Origin of the sequence: Pseudolysinimonas yzui, from assembly GCF_014653215.1 — a bacterium.
GTDB classification, from domain to species: domain Bacteria; phylum Actinomycetota; class Actinomycetes; order Actinomycetales; family Microbacteriaceae; genus Pseudolysinimonas_A; species Pseudolysinimonas_A yzui.
Genome location: NZ_BNAI01000001.1, coordinates 355,986 through 375,737, shown reverse-complemented (window position 1 = coordinate 375,737; position 19,752 = coordinate 355,986). Strand labels below are relative to the sequence as shown.

Here is a 19,752-nt window from a genome sequence, read left to right as displayed (position 1 = left end):
TACGTTCGACGGTTGCTTCAATGGAGGCATGTCCTCTTCCGCCCCTTCCGTCACCTGGCTTGGCGCCGACCCGAGTGTGCTCGATGACGACGCACTGCTCACGGGCGCGCGCGAGCTGGGTGAGTTGCGGCGACTGGTGGAGGCGTCGCTGGGGTCGTTCGCGGCGGAGGTGAAGCACCGCTCCCGGCGGGAAGACGGCTTCGGCGGCCTCGCCCAACGCCTCGGCGCCGGCACGCCCGAGAAGCTGGTCGAGCAGGTGTCAGGGGTGTCGAAGCGGGAGTCGCAGACCCTGGTGCGCGTCGGTGAGCTGCTGACGGTGGATGCCGACCCGTGGCTCGCCGCGGTCGGTACCGGGGTCGCGTCGGGTGCGGTGTCGGTGGTGAAGGCCGACGTCATCAAGAACGGCCTCGGCACCCCGACGGAGGATGTCGCGGCGGATGATCTCGCCGACGCCGCCCAGGAGCTCGCCGCGTTGGCGCCAACGATGTCGGTCGAGAAGTTGGCGGCGCGGGCGCGGGAACTGCGTGACGAGCTGGATGCCGCCAACGTGCGCGATCGGCATCGTGCGTTGCGCGAGAAGCGGTACTGGCACATGACGCGCCGCTCCGACGGGATGACCCACCTCGATGCGCTCCTCGACCCTGACTCCGCGGAGCCGTACTGGGCCGCCTACGACGCCGCCACCTCACCCCGTCGCGGCGGACCCCGCTTCATCGACGACGAGCAGCGCGAGCGGGCCAAGAAGCTCGTCGATGACGAGCGCACCCTCGGGCAGATCGCCCTCGACACGTTCGTCGACCTGCTCCGCATCGCCACCGAAACCGACCCTGACCGTCTTCTCGGCGCACAGCGCTACGCGGTGCGGGTGCTCGTCACCGACCGAGACCTGCGCGAACGCACCGGAGCCGCCTTCCTCGGCAACCACCCCGACGGCGTCCCCCTGGAAACCGCCGACCGGCACATCTGCGACGCCGGCATCGTCCCCGTCCACTTCGAGGATGACGGCGAACCCCTCCGACTCGGCGTCACCCGCCGCCTGTTCTCTTCGAAGCAGCGTGACGCCCTCGCCGCCCGCGACGGCGGATGCCGTTTCCCCGACTGCGACCGGCCCGCCTCCTGGTGTGAAGCACATCACCGGATTCCCTGGAAACACGGCGGGCAGACCGACACCCGCGACGGACTCCTCCTCTGTCGACACCATCACATGCTCGTCCACGACAACCACTGGGTCATCGACCGAGATCCGGTCCATGGATTCGTCGCCATCCCACCCCGAAGCGTCGACCCCGCACAGCGACCCATCCCGATGCCCGCTCGATCCCCAGTCGCCGCGAGACTTCGAAGATGAGTGCCACAGCTCGTGCGCTGACGCCCTCGACCTCGCTCTCTGGATATCGTCGAAGCGTGACCGAGACCCACCCCCGCAGCGTCGAGAACGTGCGCGCCGCCCTGCTCGCCGCCGGTGTCCCCGGAGCCGACCGCATCCGCCACATCCCCGACGGCGCCCGCACCGCCGCCGAAGCCGCCGCCGCACTGGGGGTCGAGGTCGGCGCCATCGCCAACTCGCTCGTGTTCGTCGCCCGCACCGGCGACGACGACGGCACCCCCGACAACGGCGGCACGCCGCTGCTCGTCATGACGTCGGGCGGCCACCGCGTCGACACCGTCGCCCTCGCCGCGCGCATCGGCGTCACCGCGATCGACCGGGCGACCCCCGAGATCGTGCGCTCCGCGACTGGTCAGGCGATCGGCGGCGTCGCGCCCGTCGGGCATCCCTCCCCGCTGCACACCCTCGTCGACCCGGTGCTCGAGACGTTCCCCGAGATCTGGGCGGCCGCCGGCCACTCGCACGCGGTGTTCCCCCTGAGCTACGACGAACTCGTGCGCATTACGGGAGGCACCGTCGTCGAGGTCGGGTGACTCGGGGGTGGTTTCGACACGCCGCCTGCGGCGGCTACTCAACCACCGAGACGGCGTCCTACCACTCTCGGTGGGTCCCCCGCGCCGCGCGAAGCGCGGGGTCGGAGGTCGGTTCGCGAGTCGATCGGGGTAGGGGTCCCCGCTCTCTCGACTCGCGAACCGACCCCCGACCCCGCCCCCTGAGTTACAGAGCAGGCGCGAGCGAAAGCAGCGAGCCGCCCCACTGGGATTCCAGCAGCGACTCGAGCGCGGCACCCACGGTGTAGAGGCGGGCGTCTTCGCGCACCGGCGCCATGAACTGGATGCCGACCGGCAGGTTGTCTTCGGGGGCCAGGCCCGCGGGGATCGAGATGCCGGGCACTCCGGCGAGGTTCGCCGGGATCGTCGTCAGGTCGTTGAGGTACATCGCCAGCGGGTCGTCGACCTTCGAGCCGAGAGGGAACGCGGTGGTGGGCGCCGACGGGGTCGCCAGCACATCGACTTTCTCGAAAGCGGCGTCGAAGTCGCGCTGGATGAGGGTGCGCACCTTCTGCGCCGACCCGTAGTAGGCGTCGTAGTAGCCGGCTGACAGGGCGTAGGTGCCGAGGATGATGCGGCGCTTCACCTCGTCACCGAAACCGGCCTCGCGGGAGGCGGCCATGACATCCTCGACGGTCCCGCCGGGCACCTCGACGCGCAGACCGAAGCGCACCGAGTCGAACTTGGCGAGGTTGCTCGACGCTTCCGCCGGCAGGATCAGGTAGTAGGCGGCGATCGCGTAGTCGAAACTCGGCGCCGACACCTCGACGATCTCGGCGCCCTGCGCCTCGAGCAGCGCGAGCGACTCGCGGAAGCGCTGCAGCACGCCGGGCTGAAAGCCCTGCCCCTCCTGCGACAGCTCCTTCACGACACCGACCCGCAGACCCTTCAGCCCCTCGCCCCGCAGCCCGGCACGTGCGGCATCGGCGAACGACGGCCAGGCATCCGGAATCGAGGTCGAGTCGCGCGGGTCGTGCCCGCCGATGACGTCGTGCAGTAGGCCGGCATCCAGAACGGTGCGGGTGACGGGACCCACCTGGTCGAGCGACGACGCCAGCGCGATCGCCCCGTACCGCGAGACGCCGCCGTAGGTGGGCTTCATGCCCACCGACCCGGTGACCGCGGCGGGCTGCCGGATCGAGCCGCCGGTGTCGGAGCCGAGCGCGAGCGGTGCCTCGAATGCCGCCACCGCCGCGGCCGAACCACCACCGGAACCGCCGGGGATGCGCGTCAGATCCCACGGGTTGTGGGTGTTGCCGTAGGCGGAGTGCTCGGTCGACGAGCCCATCGCGAACTCGTCCATGTTGGTCTTGCCGAGCGGCACCAGCCCGGCGGCGCGCATCCGCGCGACGACGGTCGCGTCGTAGGGCGGAATCCAGCCCTCGAGGATTTTCGACCCGGCCGTCGAGGGCATGTCGAGCGTGCACAGCACGTCTTTGATGGCGACCGGGATGCCGGCCAGCGCCCCCAGGGCGTCTCCGGCGGCGCGGGCGGCATCCACCTGGCGGGCGGTGTCGAGCGCGGCGGCGTTGACGTGGAGGAACGCGTGGATGTCACCGTCGACCGCGGCGATGCGGTCGAGGTGTGCCTGCGTCACCTCGACGCTCGAGACCTCGCCCGCGGCGAGCAGCTCCGAGAGGCGGGCAGCGGATGCGGTGGTCAGCTCCGAGGCGCTCACTGCTCTTCACCCAGAATGCTCGACACCTTGAACTGCCCGAGTTCGTGTTCCGGTGCGCCCGACAGGGCCTGCTCGGTGGTGAGCGTCTGCCCGACGACATCCTCACGCGTCACCATGCCGAGCGGGATCGGGTGGCTGGTCGCCGGCACGTCGGGCGTCGCCACGGCGCTCACCTTCGCGACCGAGTCGACGATCTGGCCGAGCTCGCCGGTCAGCCTGGTGATCTCGTCATCCGTCAGGGCGATGCGGGCGAGATGGGCGAGATGAGAAACGACCTCGGGGGTGATGTCCGGCACCCCGAAAGTCTACGAGGGCTTGATCGCCGCAGATTCCGCGGTCAGTGCTGCGCGGTCTAGTGCGCCGACGCCTTCGCCAGGATGGTGTCGGTCGTCGCGAGGCCGCCCTGCCCGATCGCGATGAGGGCCGTGTTGCGCACCGACGTCGTGCCGGGCCAGAAGTAGTAGACGTGCCCGTTGATGTCGTCGAGCTTCTCGCCGGTGATCGGGTCGGTCGTCGCGTGCACCGAGAACCGCGTGGCGCCGAAGTCTTCGTCGAGCGGCTGGCTGCCGAACACACCACTGCGCGGCACCGGGTCGGTGTCGGCCGCCGCGACCCACACGTTGTGGTTGGCGACCTTGAGGTCGTCGACGCTCGTGGCGGGGCTGCCGGGCGATCCGACGAGGATGAGCGCGTCGACCGAGATGTCGTTCTCCTGCAGGGCGAGCATCGCCGCGGTCGACCCGTAGGAGTGCGCGACGATCGACACGTACGGGCCCGGGTCGGGAGACTGCGCCGCCGCGACGCCTCCGCGCACGGCTTTGAGTCCCTGCACCGAAGCGGTGAGGGAATCCCGGCCCTGGTAGGCGAGGTCGAGCCCGGCGATGTTGACGACGGTGGGCGTGTGGTAACCGATCCACGCCACCGTCGCCACGTCGCCGTCGAGGTCGAGCCGGCCGAGCCACTCCTGCTGCTCGAGGAGCGACGTCTCGGCGTTGCCGGTCCAGTCGACCAGCTGCTCCGCCACGCCGACGTACATTCCTGGGACGAAGAATGTGACGTAATCGGCTTCGGCGAGGTCGCCGACGGCGATCACCGCCCGGCCTTGGGCGGTGACGTCGAGGGCCACCAGACTGCGTCGTTCGCCCGACGCCCCGGTGATCAGCGAGGTCTCGACGGCCGCGAGCATGTTCAGCCGTGCTCGCAGTTCGTCTTCCATCGCCCGCCCGACCCCGGCATCCAACTGGGCATGGATGTCGGCGACGGTCTGGGCGAGGAACGTGCGGTTCGCGAGGTCGCGCACCGCGTAGGGCACCCCTTCGAGGTTGCCGACGACGGCGGGGAGGTCTTCCCGCAGGGACGCGCGGGAAGCCGCCGGCGTGCGCTCCCACCAGGTCGCCACCGCGCTGGCCGCGGGCGGACTGGTGGACAACTCGCCGACCACGTCGGGGTACAGCTGGACGAACTCGGAACGCTCGCCGGGCGTGAGGTCGACCAGCTGGTCGAGCAGGGCGACACCGTCGAGGCGGGCGATGGTGTCGAGCGACGACCCGCCGCCTACCGGGTCGGGGCCGATGAACGGCTGCGGAACATTGCTCGCGACGGCTTCCACGGCGGGCCGGGCGAGGGCCTCCGAGACCGTTGCGGCGGTGACGACGGGCATGGCTGGGGACATGCCGAGGACCCCGGCGACGACTGCAGCGATCGCCGGGTTTGACAGAAAAGTCGTGACGTCGACCAGCACGTCGGGTTGTCCCATCGCCCATAGTGCGGCGCGTCCGTCTGGCGAAGACGGGCATCACCGCACACCCCGCATTCTAGGGTCACGCTGGCACCCGAAAGGGGGGCGGTTCCTGTGGGGTCGCCAAAAACTCCCCGAAATCACCCATTTGTCCCCCGAACTGGGGACACTGGGGGACACTCACACCCGTTCGAGGGCCACCCGAGTCGAGATGGGAAGCCTCCCGGCCGAGCGATGGCAACGAAATCCGTTGTGATGCTCTCCGGCCGCCTCGGGGTGGCTGGTGTACCCCGAAATCGCGGCCGGACATGGTCGACGTCGTTTGTTCTGAAGCCCCCTGTTCCGCCACCCAAGGTGGGCGAAGTGGCGGCGCACCGGGGGTGGAGGATCAGGACCCACTCCCCGATGCGCCGCACATCGACGCCGCGCGGACCCGCATCCGCTATGGGTGTCTTACTGAAGAGACGGGACCGGCCACCCGCTATGACGCGAAACCGGCGACGGAATTCGCGGTGGGCACGTGTACCCCGAAGGCCCACCGCCGTACGGGAGTCGCCGATCCCTGGTCGACGCCGCTCAACCGGGTCGCCGCCGCGCGCGACGAAGTCGCTTGTGCAACTTGTGAGTTGCAGGTAGGGTCGACGAAATGCAACAACTCAGTTGCAGATGTCGATCGAAGGGAGCATCATCATGACCATGACCATCAACCCGCCGGCGAGCGTCGACGACGCCGGTTTCGCCGTGCGCCGCACCGTGACGATCGCCGCCCCGCCCGAGAAGGTGTGGGCCGCGATCACCGAACCGCGGCATCTGGCGCGGTGGTTCGGCCAGCGCGCCGAACTGCCCGAAGTCGCGGTAGGCGCGCGCGGCACGATCGGCTTCGACGGCTACGGCGACTACCCGCTTCGGGTCGAAGAGCTCGACCCGCCGCACGTCGTCGCCTACCGCTGGAGCAACGACGACACCACGGCACCGGCCGATCTCGACGCGGCCGACGAGGTGGTCTTCGCCCGCTCGACGGTCTTCCGGTTCACCCTCGAGCCGATCCCGGGCGGCACGTCGCTCACCGTCGTCGAAACCGGTTTCGACGCTCTCACCGACCCCGCCGCCGCGATGGCGAGCAACCGCAGCGGGTGGACCTCCGAGATCGACGAACTCGTCGCCTATGCGGAGGCGCTGTGAGCCGGAACGAGGTCTGAGTGAGATCGAACCGCGATGTGACGCTCGTGCCCGTGTTCGCCGCCCTCGGCGACGAGACGCGGTGGAGCATCCTGTCGGCTCTCGGCGAGGGCGACGCTTCGGCGTCCGCCCTCGCCGCGCGCCTTCCCGTCACCCGGCAGGCGATCGCCCGTCACCTGAGCGTGCTCGAAGGCGTCGGCCTGGTCGAGCCGGTGCGCGTCGGGCGCGAGGTGCGCTACCGCGTCGTCGGGGCGGAACTCGCCGCAACGGCCCGGCGCCTCGACGGAATCGGCGTCGAGTGGGATCGCCGGCTCGCCGCGATCAAGCAGATCGCCGAAGACCTCTGACCGCCCGACGCCGGCGCCCTACTCGACGGGAGGCAACGCGCCGGGCCCCTGCTCGACGAGCAGCTTGAACTGGGCGGCGTCGATGATGCGCACCCCGAGCTCTTCGGCCTTGCCCAGTTTCGACCCCGCCCCCGGGCCCGCGGCGACGAAGTCGGTCTTCTTCGACACGCTGGATGCCGCCTTGCCCCCGGCGCGCAGGATCGCCTCCTGCGCCTCCTCGCGTGAGTAGCCCTCGAGCGATCCGGTCGCGACCACGGTGAGTCCGGCGAGCACGCCGTCGACTCCCCCGGCCTGCCCGGGGCCCGGGTGGCCGGGCACCGCCCACGGCACCCCGGCGGCCCGCCACGACTCGACGATCTCGACGTGCCAGTCGACCTCGAACCACTCGAGCACGGCATCCGCGATGATGCCGCCGACCCCTTCGACCGCCGCGAGTTCGTCGCGGCTCGCCGCCCGGATCGCGTCGAGCGACCCGAAGTACGACGCCAACGCGCGCGCCGCGACGGGACCGACGTGCCGGATCGACAGCGCCACGAGGAAGCGCCACAGCTCTTTCGACTTCGCCTTCTGAAGCTCGTCGAGCAGCTTCTCGGCCACCGCGCTCGGCCCCGTCACCGCGGGCTGGTCTTTGCGGGCCGGGGTGACGATGCGCCGGAACGGGGCGCGCAGATCGGGCCGACCGTCGGCATCCGTCTTCACCATTCCGGTCTCGGCGTCGCGCACCCGCACCTCGATCGGCAGCAGATCGTCGATCGTCAGCGCGAACAGCCCGGCTTCGGTGACCAGCGGCGGCGGCTTCGGGATGTCGGGCTGGGTGAGCGCGACCGCACCGATCTCGCCGAGCCCCTCGATGTCGAGCGCACCGCGGGAGCCGATGTGCTCCACCCGGCCCCGCACCTGAGCCGGGCACGACCGGGCGTTCGGGCAGCGCAGGTCGACGTCGCCCTCCTTCGCCGGTGCCAGGGCGGTGCCGCACTCCGGGCAGTGGGTCGGCATCACGAACTCGCGCTCCGCCCCGGTGCGCAGCTCGACGACCGGCCCGAGCACCTCGGGGATGACGTCGCCCGCCTTGCGCAGCACGACGGTGTCGCCGATCAGCACGCCCTTGAGCTTCACGACATCCTGGTTGTGCAGCGTCGCCTGCCGCACCTCGGAACCGGCGACGCGCACCTTCTGCATCACCGCGAACGGCGTCGCCCGGCCGGTGCGGCCGATCGACACGACGATGTCGAGCAGCTTCGTGTTCACCTGCTCGGGCGGGTACTTGTAGGCGATCGCCCAGCGTGGCGCGCGACTCGTCGCCCCGAGTTCGTCGTGGAGCGCGAGCTCGTCGACCTTCACGACGACGCCGTCGATCTCGTGCTCGACCGAGTGGCGGTTCTCGCCGTACTTCTCGATGTAGGCGGCGGCCGCCGCGGCATCCGTCGTCACCTCGAATCGCGTCGACGTCGGCAGCCCCCACGACCGCAGCAGCTCGTACACCTGCGACTGCGACGCGACCGGCGGGCTCTGCCACGCCCCGATGCCGTGCACGAGCATCGACAGGTGCCCGATGCGGGCGCGCATGCGGGCGAGGGCGTCGGGCGACTTGCCCTCCGCCTTCTGGCGCAGCGACCCGGATGCCGCGTTGCGCGGGTTGGCGAAGATGCGGTCGCCGGCCTCCACCTGCGCCGCGTTGAGCGTCTCGAACGCCGCGGTCGTGAAGAACACCTCGCCGCGCACCTCGACGAGCGGCGGGTGACCCTCGCCCGCGAGGGTGCGCGGGATCGAGGTGATGAGCCGCACGTTCTCGGTGACGTCTTCGCCCACGACGCCGCTGCCGCGGGTCGCCGCCGAGACGAGTACGCCGTTCTCGTAGCGCAGGTTGAGGGCGAGGCCGTCGATCTTGAGCTCGCACAGGTAGTCGACCCGGCGGCCCGCGTCGCGCTCGACCTTCGCGGCCCAGGCGAGGAACTCGTCGCGGCTGAAGACGTTGTCGAGCGACAGCATCGGCTCGGCGTGCCGCACCTCGTCGAAGAGCGTCGACCGGGTGCCGCCGACGGTCTGCGTCGGGCTGTCCTGCCCCTGCAGCTCGGGATGCAGCCGCTCCAGCTCTTCGAGGCGCTGCATCATCGCGTCGTACTCGGCGTCGTCGACGAGCACCGTATCGCGCTCGTAGTAGGCCTCGCGCAGTTCGAGGATGCGGGCCGTCAGGTTGTCGGCCTCCCGTTTCGCGGCGGCCAGATCGGCGCTCGTGGTGTCGGGGAGCTGCTCCTGGGCTGGCGTCTGCGATCCGCGCGGCATGCCCTCAGCTTAGGAACCACCCCTGACGCCCGACGAAGGGTCTCAGCCCCCGTTCCAGGCGGCCACGAACGCGTCGTACGGCGCACGGTCGGTGTAGTCGTCGCCGATCGTCGCGACCCCGTTCTCGATGAGCACAGAGCCGTTCAGGTAGTCGACGTACATCGGCCGGGTCGTCCAGATGGGGCTGGTGCGCAGGGCGGCCGCGGCGGCCGGCATGTCGGGGTCGGAGCCCGGCGGGGAGTAGAGGCCGAGCCGCACGGCCTGCGGCGTGATCGCCACGCCGTAGAACGACTCGTGCAACGGGATGAGCGCTTCGGCGTCGGCGATGAGCGTCGAGATCTGGTCGAGGGTTCCGGTGGCCTCGATCGAGCCGCCCTCGTGGAACCCGCCCGCATCGCCGGCGATCGTGATCGAGGTGAGTCGCGCGGCGAGCGGTGAGCCCGCGACGAGGTCGAACACCGTCGTCGGCGGGGAGTCCCAGCCCTGGACGACGAGGGTGCCGTCGGCCGCGAGGGTGTACTGCACCGTCGGAGCGCCGGAGGTCTCGAGCGCCGCGACCACCGGAAAGAGCGACGCGTCGCCCGGCGTGACCTGGATCTCGTGATGCCCGTCGCCCTCTTCCGAGACGGTGAAGGTCGGCGCGGGCTCGCGACTGAGTTCCTGGTGCTCGGCCCACTCGAGGGCGACGACGGTGAGGTCGGTCTCGGGGCGGTAGACGAGGTCGTAGCCGCCGCAGACATCCGCGACCCCTCCGTCGATCGCGTCGAACCCGGCGCTCTCCAGCGCGCGCCCCCAGGTCTCCTCCGAGGGTTCGCAGGCGCCACCCCACAGGAACTGGAACGACCCGTGGCTGCGCTGCAACGGCCCGTAGTCGTCGTCGCGGCGGTCGGCGATCATGTCGTCGTCGCCCCGGAAACTCTCGACCTGCACCGCGACCGGGGAGTCGCGCAGCGCTTCCAGCACCTCGTGGGTGTCGGAACGCAGCACGTAGAGGTGCACGAGGTCGGGGTCGATGACGGCGGCGACGACTCCGCCGAGCCCGACCACGTCATCCCAGAGTTCGCGTGCGGCGGCGGTCGCGGAGGCCTCCCCGATCCGGAAGTCGACGTCGTCGTAGCCGAGGCGAAACTCCACCCCGGGGTGATCGCTCACGTACTCGACCGAGCGCTCCACCAGCGCATCGAGCACGGCGTCATCCAGGTCGGCATCCAGCTCGCCGCGGATGACGCCGCTCGTCTCGAACAGCGAGGTGCGGTCGACCACGACCTCGGCCGACTCGACGCCGTCCTGCCCGTTCAGCCAGGAGTGTGCGCCGTTCACGACGTTCGGAGTGCAGCCGGTCAGCGCGGTGAGGGCGAGCGTCGCCGCGAGAAGCAGTACCGTCGGTCGTGCCACCCTGATCATGGCGCGATTCTAGAGAGCGATGGGAGCGACCCGGTGACGCTGCAACAGACTGATCTGGATGCCTTGTGGGATTTCGCCGACGCCGTCGGCAGCGAGGCGCGGCTGCGCGCGGCGTTCGACGCCGCGACCGACCCGGTCGAGCGGCGGGAGCTGCGCACCCAGGTGGCTCGAGCCCTGGGTCTGCAGGAGCGCTTCACCGAAGCACACGCCGTTCTCGACGCGCTCGACCTCGACGAACCCGTCGTCGCCGTGCGCGTGGCGCTGGAGCGCGGCCGGCTGCACAACTCCGCGGGGGCGCCGGTCGAGGCAACCTGGCACTTCCGCCGTGCGGCGACTCTCGCCGAGGCGAACGGCCTGACCTTCCTGCACATCGACGCGCTGCACATGCTCGCCATCGCCGACTCCGAGCACGCCGACGAGCACACCGAGACGGCACTGCGTGAACTCGCCGCGATCGACGACCCGCGCACCCTGCGCTGGCTCGTCGGGCTGCACAACAACCGCGGCTGGGCCCGCTTCGACGCCGGCGACAAGGCGGGCGCTCTCGAGGCGTTCGAGGCCGCGAAGGATGCCGCCGAGAGGTACGGCACGCCGCAGCAGCGCATCTGGGCCGATGAGGCGATCGCGGAAGCCCGCGGCAGCTAGCCGGCGAGCGTCGTGACCGCCGACACGGTGCGGTCGATCGTGCACTGCCCCAGCACCCGCGTGCCGACGTAGAGCACCGCGCTCTGCCCCGGCGCGACCCCGAGCAGTGGCTCGGCCAGGGTCACGACGAGTTCGCCGCCCTCCACGCGCGCCGTCGCGGGAACCGGGTCGCCGTGCGCCCGCACCTGCACCTCGCAGTCGAAGGGCGTCGCCGGGTCGGCGGGCGGGTTGCCCGCCCAGCTGATGCGGCTGCCCGCCAGTTCGGCGATCGCGAGCGCCTCGCGGGGTCCGACGACGACCTCGTTGGTCTTGGGTCGCACCTCGAGCACGAAGCGCGGCTTGCCGTCGGCGGCGGGGAATCCGATGTCGAGTCCCTTGCGCTGCCCGACGGTGAACGCCACCGCGCCCGGGTGGGTGCCGATGCGCTCACCCGTGCGGTCGAGGATCGCGCCCTCCTCCATCCCGACCCGTTCGGCCAGCCAACCGCGGGTGTCGCCGTCGGGGATGAAGCAGATGTCGTGCGAGTCGGGCTTCTGGGCGACCGTGAGCCCGCGCGCGGCGGCTTCGGCGCGCACCTCGTCCTTCGACGGGGTCGCCCCCAGCGGGAACATCGCGTGCGCCAACTGATCGGCGGTCAGCACGCCGAGCACGTAGGACTGGTCCTTCGCCCAAGTGGCCGCCCGGTGCAGCTCGCGCGATCCGTCGGACCCGATGCGGATGTCGGCGTAGTGCCCGGTCGCGACGGCGTCGAACCCGAGGGCGAGGGCCTTCTCCATGAGCGCCGCGAACTTGATCTTCTCGTTGCAGCGCAGGCACGGATTCGGGGTACGGCCCGCGCTGTACTCGGCGACGAAATCCTCGACGACATCCTCGGCGAAACGCTCGGAGAAGTCCCACACGTAGAACGGGATCCCGAGCAGATTCGCGGCGCGGCGGGCATCCATCGCGTCCTCGATCGTGCAGCAGCCGCGCGAGCCGGTGCGCAGGGTGCCGCGCTGCCGGGAGAGCGCCAGGTGCACGCCCACGACGTCGTGCCCGGCGTCGACGGCGCGCGCCGCCGCGACGGCGCTGTCGACGCCGCCGCTCATCGCCGCGAGAACCTTCACCTGTCCAGGTTAGCTGTGCGCCGCACACACCGCCCGAACTACCAAATCAAGGAAGACTGCGACCGCGGTGGCGCATCGCCAGGGGACCGGTGCGACCGACGACCGGATCTCCTTGATCTGGTCGACGTGAGCAGGCCGCCCGCCGCGCCGCGCGCTGAACGCGGCTATTTGCCCAGAATGGGGCACTCAGCGGCGCGGGAGTGCCCCATTCTGGGCAAATAGCCGTCGCTCAGCGAGAAACGGATGCCGAGCGGGCCCGCTCGAGCAGACCCGGCAGCACGGCGAGCAGCGCGTCGATCGCACCGGGGGTCGTGTCGGGGCCGAGGGTGAAGCGCAGGGCGCCGCGTGCCTCCTCGGTCGGGACGCCCATCGCGAGCAGCACGTGCGAGACCTCGGCGACGCCGGCCTGGCACGCGGAACCGGTCGACACCGAGAAGCCGGCGCGGTCGAGCAGGTAGAGCAGCGCGTCGCCGTCGCATCCGGCGAAGGTCACGTGCACGTTGCCCGGCAGCCGGCCGGCAGGGTCGGGGTCGCCGCGCAGCACGACGCCGGGCAGCTCGAGCAATCCCGCGATCAGGCGGTCGCGCAGCGCGGCGAGCGCGGTGGTGTCATGCGGCAGGCCCGCGGCGACGCCGAACGCGGCGGCCCCCGCGGCATCCTGGGTGCCGGAACGCGCGCGCTGCTGGTTGCCGCCGTGGATGAGGGGTTCGACGGTGGCCGTGCGGGCGACGACGAGGGCGCCGATGCCGACCGGTCCGCCGATCTTGTGCGCCGAGACCGACACCAGGTCGGCGCCGACGGTGTGCACGTCGATCGGCACCGCGCCGTAGGCGGCGATCGCGTCGAGGTGCACGGGAACGCCGGCGGCGTGGGCGAGGCGCACGATCTCGGCGACCGGCTGCAGGGTTCCGACCTCGTTGTTCGCCCACAGAGCCGTCACCAGCGCGATGGATTCGGGGTCGCGGGCGAGTGCCTGCTCGAGCGAGGCGAGCGACAGCCGGCCCACGGCATCCACGTCGATCCAGTCGACCTCGGCGCCCTCGTGGCGCACCAGCCAGTCGACCGCGTCGAGCGTCGCGTGGTGTTCGGCGCGGGTGGTGAGGATGCGTGGTCTCGACACGCTCCCTACGGTCGCTACTCGACCACCGAGGTTGCGGGACCAGAACGTGCCCTTGATGGCGAGGTTCACCGCCTCGGTGCCCCCGCCGGTGAACACCACCTCGACGGGGTCGACGCCGAGGGACGCCGCCACCTGCTCGCGCCCCGTCTCCAGCAGGTCGCGCGCCGCCTGGCCGTGGGTGTGGATCGACGACGGGTTGCCGATCAGGCCGAGCGCCTCCAGATAGGCCTCGCGAACCGCCGACGGCATCGGGGTCGTCGCCGCGTGATCGAGATAGACGGCATCGGGGGAGGCGGGCATGACCCCACCCTAGGAAGCCATACGCTGGTTCGCATGCCCGCCGCTGATCCGCTCCGCGATCTCGGCGTGCGCGGCACTCCGAACGGCGGCGAGATCCGCGTCTGGAGCGAGAACGCGACCGGCATCGACCTGTGCCTCTTCGACGGCAAAGACCCGTCGTACGCCGGCACCACGCTCCCCCTCACCCGTGACGCCGACGGGGTCTGGAGCGGTGTGAGCCCCGCCCTCATCCCGGGCACCTACTACGCGTTGCGGGCCCGCGGCCCCAAAGGCCCGACGCACGCCTTCGATCCGTCGAAGAACCTGCTTGACCCTTACGCCCGCGGCCTCGCCCGCACCAGCAGCGGCGAGTGGCGCGGCTACGTGCAAGACGACGCGTTCGACTGGGGCGGAGCGACCAAGCCGGCGGTGGCCCTCGACCACACCGTCGTCTACGAGGTGCACGTCAAGGGGTTCACGAAGCTGCACCCCGACATCCCCGAAGAGCTGCGCGGCACCTACGCCGGCCTCGCCCACCCGGCCGCGATCGAGCATCTGAAGAGCCTCGGCGTGACGACGCTCGAACTGCTGCCCGTGCACCAGAGCGTGAGCGAGCAGCGCCTGCAGAAGATGGGCCTCATCAACTACTGGGGCTACAACACCCTCAACTTCTTCACCCCGCACGCCGCGTACGCGACCCGGGAGGCGCAGACCGGCGGCACCGGGGCGGTGCTGCGCGAGTTCAAGGGGATGGTGCGGCTGCTGCACGAGGCGGGCCTCGAGGTCGTGCTGGATGTCGTCTACAACCACACCGCCGAGGAGGGCCGGGGCGGCCCGGTGTTCTCGTTCCGCGGACTCGACAACGCGTCCTATTACCGGCAGGACGAGGCCGGCCAGTACATCGACACGACCGGATGCGGCAACACCGTCGACTTCTCGCGGCCGGTCGCGCAGCGGCTCGTGCTCGACTCGCTGCGGTACTGGGCGAACGAGGTGCAGGTCGACGGATTCCGCTTCGACCTCGCGGCGACCCTCGGGCGTGGCGAGGGTGCCGAGTTCGACCCCGAGCATCCGCTGCTGCTCGCGATCCGCGACGACCCGGAACTCGCGGGCGTGAAGATGATCGCCGAGCCGTGGGATGTCGGCATGGGCGGCTGGCAGGTCGGCAACTTCCCGGCCGGGTACTCGGAGTGGAACGACGGCTACCGCGACCGGATGCGCAACTTCTGGCTGCGCGACATCGCCGCCGCCCGGGCCGCCGGGGGCCTGCCGAGCGAAGGGATCGGGTCGCTCGCCCGTCGCCTCGCCGGCTCCAACCACGTGTTCGCGCTCGAGCGGGGGCCGCTCGCGAGCGTCAACTTCATCACCGCCCACGACGGGTTCACCGCGTGGGACCTGGTGTCGTACGACTCCAAGCACAACCTCGGCAACGGCGAGAACAACCGCGACGGGTCGAACGACAACAAGTCCTTCAACCACGGCGTCGAGGGCCCCACGCGCGACGAGACGATCCTCGCGGCGCGACGCCGCGGCATCCGCAACCTGCTCGGGACCCTGCTGCTCTCCGCCGGCATCCCGATGCTCACCGCGGGCGACGAGTTCGGCCGCAGCCAACGCGGCAACAACAACGCGTACTGTCATGACTCGGAGCTGACCTGGCTGTCGTGGGAACGCGACACCTGGCAGCAGGAGCTGCTCGACGTCACCCGGCACCTGCTGGAGCTGCGGCGCGAGAACCCGGCACTGCGCCCGGTGCGCTTCGGGCGGTTCGGCGAGACCACCCCGAGTGCGACGCAGATGGACTGGTACAACAAGCAGGGCGAGTCGATGTCGCTCGACGACTGGGACTCCCCGGCCGAGCGCACCCTGCAATACCTCGCGGCGTCGACGCCCGAGTTCGAGGCGTTCAACCGCATCCTGCTCGTCGTCCACGGCCTCGAAACCGAGGTGACCGTCACCCTGCCCGAGCACGAGGGCGTGACCGCCTACACGCTGCTGTGGGACTCGTCCGAAGACGACATCTCGGGCCGCGAGCCGGAGCACGCGCCGGGCGAGGAACTGCCGGTGGGGCCGACCTCAATACTCCTGTTCCGGGCGCACTAGATTCATACTCATGTCTGACGCGACGCCACCCCAGGCCGGCTGGTACAAGGACCCCGAGAACCCCTCCGGCGAGCGCTGGTGGAACGGCTCCGGCTGGTCGGATCAGAGGCGCGCCGCCACCGTCGATGCGGGGTTCACGTTCGGCAGCCCCACCGCCGAGCCCCGACCCGACCCGTACGCGGCGCAGACCTATCCCACTCCCCCCGCCTACACGGCGCCGGCCCAGACCACGGCGTCGCCTTACGTCGCGGCTCCGTACGGCGCTCCCGCCTACGGTGCCCGGTCGAACGGCCTCGCGATCGCCGGGCTCATCGTCTCGGCGGGCGGCTGGATCGTGTTCCCCTTCATCGCACCGATCGCCGGCATCATCCTCTCGGCGTTCGGGCTCGCCCGCGCCAAGCAGGCCGAGGCGGCAGGCAACCCGAACAGCGGCCGCGGCATCGCCCTGGCCGGACTCATCATCGGCATCGTCCTGACCGTGCTGGGCGTGCTGTTCATCGTGCTGTACGCGGCGTTCGTGATGTCCTCGATCGGAACCACCTACTGAGCACTCCGGCGGTCGTGGCGCTGCGGGCGGCGGGCATCCCGTTCACCGAGCGCGCGTACCTGCACGACCCGGCGGTGACCGACTTCGGGCGCGAGGCGGCGGAGGCCCTCGGCGTCGAGCCCGACCGGGTGTTCAAGACGCTGCTGGCGGATGTCGACGGCCGTCTCGTCGTCGGCATCGTTCCGGTGACCGGCAAGCTCGACCTCAAGGCCCTCGCGGCGGCGGTGGGCGGCAAGAAGGCGGCGATGGCGGATGCCGCCCTCGCGGAACGCCGGACGGGCTACGTCGTCGGCGGCATCTCCCCGATCGGGCAGAAGACCCGGCACGAGACGGTGCTCGACGAGACCGCCGAGCTGTGGGACACGGTGCTCGTCAGCGGCGGCCGGCGCGGCCTCGACCTGGAGCTCACCCCCGCCGACCTCATCCGCGCCACCTCCGCCGTCGTCGCCGACATCGCCCGCTGACCCCCTCTTCGGCGCGCGAAATGCCCATTTCTGCCGCACGTCGCCGACGAGATGCCCAGAAATGGGCACCTCGCGAGTCGCTACGCCGAGGCGAGGAGGCCGAGCTCGGCGGGGGTGGCGAGCAGGGGGTGATTGGGCACGACGCGCACGGTGTAACCGAACGAGCCGGAGCGGTCGAGGGTGACGGTGCCGTGGAAGGTCGCGGGTGAGCCGAGATCGTGCGACTCGAGGTCGAGCCGAAGACGACGGATGTCGGTGAGCCGGTCTCCCTCGCGGGCGTGACCGTGCACCAGCTCGACCTTGACGTCGTCGGGTTCGAGGTCGCCCAGCTCGACGTAGGCCCGCACGTGCAACTGCTCGCCGAGCTGCGGAGTCGCATCCACTCCCCCGGATTCGACGTGGGCGACGTGCACGCTCGGCCATGCGGCGTCCACCCGGGCGACCCAGGCGGCCAGGTCGCGGGCGGGCTGGAAACTCGACGCGGTGATGGTGCGTTCGGCCTGCGCCGCCGGAATGTAGAGGCCCTCGACGTACTGGCGCACCATGCGGTCGGCCGAGAGTTCCGGCGACAGGGTGGCGAGGGTATGGCGCATGTCGGCGACCCACTTGAGCGGGATGCCGTCCTCCCGCCCGTCGTAGAAGCGCGGCGTGATCTGGTGTTCGAGCAGGTCGTAGAGCGACGCCGCTTCGAGGGCGTCGCGTTCGGCCCCGTCACCGGTGGAGTCGGCGGAGGGGATCGCCCAGCCGTTGCGGTCGTCGTAGTACTCGTTCCACCAGCCGTCGAGGATCGACAGGTTGAGCGCCCCGTTGAGCGCGGCCTTCATGCCCGAGGTGCCGCAGGCTTCGAGCGGACGCAAGGGGTTGTTCAGCCAGATGTCGCAGCCCGGATAGAGCCGTTTCGCCATGCCGATGTCGTAGTTCGGCAGGAACACGATGCGCTGCCGCACGTCGGGACTCTGCGCGAACTCGACGAGACGCTGGATGAGCCGTTTGCCTTCGTCGTCGGCCGGATGCGACTTGCCGGCGATGACGAGCTGGATGGGCCGCTCCGGGTGGGTGAGCAGAGCCCGCAGCCGTTCGGGGTCGTGCAGCATGAGGGTGAGGCGCTTGTAGGTCGGCACCCGTCGCGCGAAGCCGATGGTGAGCACGTCGGGGTCGAGCAGGTCGCGGAACCAGGCGGGGTCGGCGATGCCGGGGTTCTCTTCGGCCCAGGCCGCCGACATCCGCTGCCGGGCGTCCTGCACGAGGTGCTCCCGCATCCGGCGTTTGAGCGCCCACAGGTCGGCGTCGGTCACCGCGGGCGACGACCAGTCGGCGGTCGTCGTGTCGGTGGTGCCGAGGCGCGACGCGGCGAGCGCGGTGACTTCGGCGTCGGTCCAGGTGGGGGCGTGCACGCCGTTGGTGACCGACCCGATCGGCACGTCTTCGGCGTCGAAGCCCGGCCACAGCGCGTTGAACATCGAGCGGCTCACCTCGCCGTGCAGCTTCGAGACGCCGTTCGCGCGCTGGGCGAGGCGCAGACCCATGACGGCCATGTTGAAGCTCGGTGCCGGGTCGTCGGGATGCCCACCGGCGTCGGGTTCGACTCCGAGCGCGAGCACGTCGGCGACGTCGACGCCGGGCAGCAGGTCGGTGGCGAAGTAGCGTTCGACGAGCGACGCCTCGAACCGGTCGATGCCGGCCGGCACGGGAGTGTGCGTCGTGAACACCGTGCCCGCGCGCACCACCCGGATCGCCTGCTCGAAGGTGAGCCCTTCCCCGATCAGGTCGGCGGCGCGCTCGAGCCCCAGGAATCCGGCGTGGCCCTCGTTGCTGTGGAACACCTCCGGCTCGTCGCGACCCTCCAGGGCCGCGAACGCCTTCACGGCGCGGGTGCCGCCGATGCCGAGCAGCAGCTCCTGCAGCAACCGGTGCTCGCCGCCGCCGCCGTAGAGCCGGTCGGTGACGCCGCGCAGCTCTTCGGGGTTCTCGGGGATGTCGGTGTCGAGCAGCAGCAGCGGCACCCGGCCGACATCCAGTCGCCAGACGCGCGCGGTGAGCGCGCGGCCCTCGGGCAGGGCGAGCACGACGCACACCGCCGACCCGTCGGGGTCGCGCAGCACCCGCATCGGAAGCCCGTCGGGGTCGACGACCGGGTAGCTCTCCTCCTGCCAGCCTTCGCGCGAGATCGACTGGCGGAAGTACCCGGCGCGGTAGAACAGGCCGACGCCGATGATCGGCACCCCGAGGTCGGAGGCGCTCTTCAGGTGGTCGCCGGCGAGGATGCCGAGGCCCCCCGAGTACTGCGGCAGGGCGGCGGCGATGCCGAACTCGGGCGAGAAGTAGGCGATCGAACGGGGAACGTCGGCACCGAGCGACTGGTACCAGCGCGGTTCGGCGAGGTAGGCCCGCAGGTCGTCGCGCAGCGCGTTCGCGCGCTCGACGAACCCCCCGTCGGCCGCGAGGTCGGCGAGCCGGGCCGGCGTCACCTCACCGAGCAGGCCGACGGGGTCGGCGTCGACCTCCCACAGCTCGGGGTCGACATCCCGGAACAGCTCGATCGTCGGCTGGTGCCACGACCAGCGCAGGTTCGCCGCCAGCTCGTCGAGGGCACCCAGCTCGGGGGGCAACACGGGACGGACGGTGAACCGGCGGATGGCTTTCACAAGCTGCGAGCCTACGGGCGCGGAGTTAACGCCCCGTTACGAGACGGCCGATACGGCGACGACCGCGGGGCGAAGGTCCCCCGACTCCCGCCCCACGGTCGCTCCCGCCTTGACGCCTGCGCATAACCCGTTAGCGCACTGACGTCACCGGGGAACAGCGGTTGCCCGTGCCCCCTGGGATACCCGAGGCGACCCCCGTCGCTCTCGGGTGGTCTGAATCACCCCTGCCCCCAGGATACGAGCGAGATCACCCGCACGTCACCCTTCGGAACAAAA

General features: G+C 70.9%; 16 protein-coding genes. 8 read left to right on the top strand and 8 right to left on the bottom strand.

Translation table 11 applies throughout. The annotated features are described in order from the left end of the window. The first annotated feature begins 28 nt into the window (after positions 1–28). Positions 29–1,348, top strand: coding sequence for an HNH endonuclease signature motif containing protein (locus IE173_RS01940; protein ID WP_191281690.1), 1,320 nt, complete (start codon positions 29–31; stop codon positions 1,346–1,348). A gap of 56 nt (positions 1,349–1,404) precedes the next feature. Next, positions 1,405–1,920: a YbaK/EbsC family protein gene (locus IE173_RS01935; protein ID WP_229841817.1), complete on the top strand. Its 516-nt coding sequence runs from the start codon at positions 1,405–1,407 to the stop codon at positions 1,918–1,920. Positions 1,921–2,104: 184 nt separating this feature from the next. On the opposite strand, the gene gatA is transcribed toward IE173_RS01935, so the two are convergent. Genes gatA through IE173_RS01920 form a run of 3 tightly spaced genes read right to left on the bottom strand, consistent with a single transcriptional unit; the run spans position 2,105 to position 5,372 of the window. Then, positions 2,105–3,616: an Asp-tRNA(Asn)/Glu-tRNA(Gln) amidotransferase subunit GatA gene (gene gatA / locus IE173_RS01930; RefSeq protein WP_191281688.1), complete on the bottom strand. Its 1,512-nt coding sequence runs from the start codon at positions 3,614–3,616 to the stop codon at positions 2,105–2,107. Further along, positions 3,613–3,912 carry an Asp-tRNA(Asn)/Glu-tRNA(Gln) amidotransferase subunit GatC gene (gatC, locus tag IE173_RS01925; protein WP_191281687.1) on the bottom strand — a complete coding sequence of 100 codons (300 nt, stop codon included), beginning with the start codon at positions 3,910–3,912 and terminating at the stop codon, positions 3,613–3,615. Before gatC ends, gatA begins: the two co-directional genes overlap by 4 nt. Positions 3,913–3,968: 56 nt before the next feature. Next, positions 3,969–5,372, bottom strand: a complete 1,404-nt coding sequence (locus IE173_RS01920) for an alpha/beta hydrolase (protein ID WP_191281686.1) — start codon at positions 5,370–5,372, stop codon at positions 3,969–3,971. A gap of 672 nt (positions 5,373–6,044) precedes the next feature. Here IE173_RS01920 and IE173_RS01915 point away from each other — a divergent pair. Both IE173_RS01915 and IE173_RS01910 read left to right on the top strand, forming a co-directional pair. Next, positions 6,045–6,536, top strand: coding sequence for an SRPBCC family protein (locus IE173_RS01915; protein WP_191281685.1), 492 nt, complete (start codon positions 6,045–6,047; stop codon positions 6,534–6,536). 17 nt (positions 6,537–6,553) lie between these two features. Further along, on the top strand, positions 6,554–6,880 hold the full coding sequence (locus IE173_RS01910; protein ID WP_229841816.1) for an ArsR/SmtB family transcription factor: 327 nt from the start codon (positions 6,554–6,556) through the stop codon (positions 6,878–6,880). Positions 6,881–6,898: 18 nt separating this feature from the next. Here the strand turns inward: IE173_RS01910 and ligA are convergent, their stop codons facing one another. Both ligA and IE173_RS01900 read right to left on the bottom strand, forming a co-directional pair. Beyond that, complete coding sequence (gene ligA / locus IE173_RS01905) at positions 6,899–9,163, bottom strand: NAD-dependent DNA ligase LigA (RefSeq protein WP_191281684.1); 2,265 nt, start codon at positions 9,161–9,163, stop codon at positions 6,899–6,901. A gap of 42 nt (positions 9,164–9,205) precedes the next feature. Beyond that, complete coding sequence (locus IE173_RS01900) at positions 9,206–10,567, bottom strand: hypothetical protein (RefSeq protein ID WP_191281683.1); 1,362 nt, start codon at positions 10,565–10,567, stop codon at positions 9,206–9,208. Positions 10,568–10,600: 33 nt separating this feature from the next. On the opposite strand from IE173_RS01900, the gene IE173_RS01895 reads away from it, so the two are divergent. Continuing rightward, positions 10,601–11,212, top strand: a complete 612-nt coding sequence (locus IE173_RS01895) for a hypothetical protein (protein ID WP_191281682.1) — start codon at positions 10,601–10,603, stop codon at positions 11,210–11,212. Here the strand turns inward: IE173_RS01895 and mnmA are convergent. Further along, the gene (mnmA, locus tag IE173_RS01890; protein ID WP_191281681.1) at positions 11,209–12,318 is read right to left on the bottom strand and encodes a tRNA 2-thiouridine(34) synthase MnmA; all 1,110 of its coding nucleotides are present in this window, start codon (positions 12,316–12,318) and stop codon (positions 11,209–11,211) included. The two genes, IE173_RS01895 and mnmA, sit on opposite strands and share 4 nt — an antisense overlap. Before the next feature lie 229 nt (positions 12,319–12,547). After that, a complete protein-coding gene (locus IE173_RS01885) occupies positions 12,548–13,738 on the bottom strand; it encodes a cysteine desulfurase family protein (protein ID WP_191281680.1) in 1,191 nt (396 codons plus the stop codon). A gap of 33 nt (positions 13,739–13,771) precedes the next feature. Between IE173_RS01885 and glgX the strand changes: the two genes are divergently transcribed. Genes glgX through ybaK form a run of 3 tightly spaced genes read left to right on the top strand, consistent with a single transcriptional unit; the run spans position 13,772 to position 16,831 of the window. After that, positions 13,772–15,820 (top strand): glycogen debranching protein GlgX, encoded by a 2,049-nt coding sequence (glgX, locus tag IE173_RS01880; RefSeq protein ID WP_191281679.1) that lies wholly within the window; start codon positions 13,772–13,774, stop codon positions 15,818–15,820. A gap of 10 nt (positions 15,821–15,830) precedes the next feature. Beyond that, positions 15,831–16,367: a DUF4190 domain-containing protein gene (locus IE173_RS15440; protein WP_229841815.1), complete on the top strand. Its 537-nt coding sequence runs from the start codon at positions 15,831–15,833 to the stop codon at positions 16,365–16,367. A 14-nt stretch (positions 16,368–16,381) separates the two neighbouring features. Continuing rightward, positions 16,382–16,831 carry a Cys-tRNA(Pro) deacylase gene (gene ybaK / locus IE173_RS01870; RefSeq protein ID WP_229841814.1) on the top strand — a complete coding sequence of 150 codons (450 nt, stop codon included), beginning with the start codon at positions 16,382–16,384 and terminating at the stop codon, positions 16,829–16,831. A gap of 80 nt (positions 16,832–16,911) precedes the next feature. Here ybaK and glgP read toward each other — a convergent pair whose 3' ends face one another. Continuing rightward, a complete protein-coding gene (glgP, locus tag IE173_RS01865; RefSeq protein WP_191281678.1) occupies positions 16,912–19,476 on the bottom strand; it encodes an alpha-glucan family phosphorylase in 2,565 nt (854 codons plus the stop codon). Between the last annotated feature and the right edge of the window lie 276 nt (positions 19,477–19,752).